Origin of the sequence: Aquabacterium sp., assembly GCF_021768455.1 — a bacterium.
Lineage (GTDB): Bacteria > Pseudomonadota > Gammaproteobacteria > Burkholderiales > Burkholderiaceae_C > Aquabacterium.
Genome location: NZ_JAIZVX010000305.1, coordinates 1 through 1292, shown reverse-complemented (window position 1 = coordinate 1292; position 1292 = coordinate 1). Strand labels below are relative to the sequence as shown.

At 37.5% G+C, this 1292-nt stretch carries 1 protein-coding gene; it reads right to left on the bottom strand.

What is annotated here, in order from left to right:
• Positions 1-121: 121 nt before the first annotated feature.
• Positions 122-1292, bottom strand: a protein-coding gene (locus tag QZ994_RS19920) for an IS3 family transposase (RefSeq protein WP_290877852.1) whose coding sequence is annotated in 2 segments (ribosomal slippage) — positions 122-1053 and positions 1053-1292 — 1172 coding nt annotated over the 2 segments. Because the reading frame shifts where the segments join, the coding sequence is not laid out codon by codon here. This gene is flagged as partial in the annotation.

Here is a 1292-nt window from a genome sequence, read left to right as displayed (position 1 = left end):
AGTTTGGAGTTTAAAGGTTCAATTGATAGATATAAAAGGCAGAAAGCTGAAAGCGTAATGCGGAAAGCAGCAATAGCAGATTGGAGTTCCAAATAAAAAGTGGACAAACTTTTTAAGAGGTTTAAGCTGCCTTTTTTAGGTTGTGATAAAATAGTTGTTGGTATTCTTTAATGGTTAAATTGTTTAGTTGTTGATGCCTTCTTTTAGTGTTGTAAAATGTTTCGATGTATTCGAAGATGGATAATTCGGCTTGTTGTTTTGTTTGGTAATTGTTGTGATACACCAGTTCTGTCTTCAGTGTTTTGAAAAAGCTTTCAGCTACTGCATTATCCCAACAATTGCCTTTTCTGCTCATACTTCTTATAATATTTGGATGTGCATTTAATAGTGTTACAAACTCATCACAGGCATATTGTATTCCTCTGTCTGAATGAAAGATGAGTGGTTGTTGTTCTTGCAAAGGCCTATTGTTTTTTGCCATTTTAAATGCCGCTATAACCGTTTGTCTTGTTTTCATGGTATTGCTTAATGCCCACCCAATAACCTTTCTATCATATAAGTCTATTACTGTGGTTAAATACAGCCAACCTTGTTGTGTTTTAACATAGGTAATATCTGATACCCATACATTATTAGGTTTGGTGGTGGTAAAATTTCTGTTGAGTACATTGGTTACTACCGGGTACCGATGCGATGAATCGGTAGTAACCTTGTAACGCTTGCTCACAATGCTTTTTAGATGATGTTGCTTCATAATTCTAGCCACCAAAACCTTGGATACAGCTATTCCGTTCATGTTTAATTCTTTGGTGATGCGTGGGCTTCCATACCTGAACTTGCTGGCAGTGTAAACAGTTTTTATTGCTTTAAGCAACATAGCCCTGCGTTGCAGCCGTTTGCATGGAATTGCCTGTAACCATTTGTAATACCCACTTTTACTCAACTGTAATACCTGGCACATCTTCCCAACAGGAAACACCTTTCGGTGTGCTTGTACAAACCGATACCTTACCTGTCTTTCTTGGAGAAGATGCCAAGAGCCTTTTTTAAGATGTCACGTTCCAATTCTGCTTCCTGCAATGCTTTTCTTAATGCTATGTTTTCCTGTTCTATAGCAGATTTAGGCTCATTAACTTTGATGTTACCATGCAATTGCCCGCTTTGGTATTCCTGTTTCCAACGGCTAAGGTTTTTGGCTGGAATATCCAGTTCTAATGCTACTTGTTGTAAAGTGCCTTTGAGTAGGCTAAGTTCTACAGCTTTAATCTTAAACTCTTTGGTGTAACTACGTT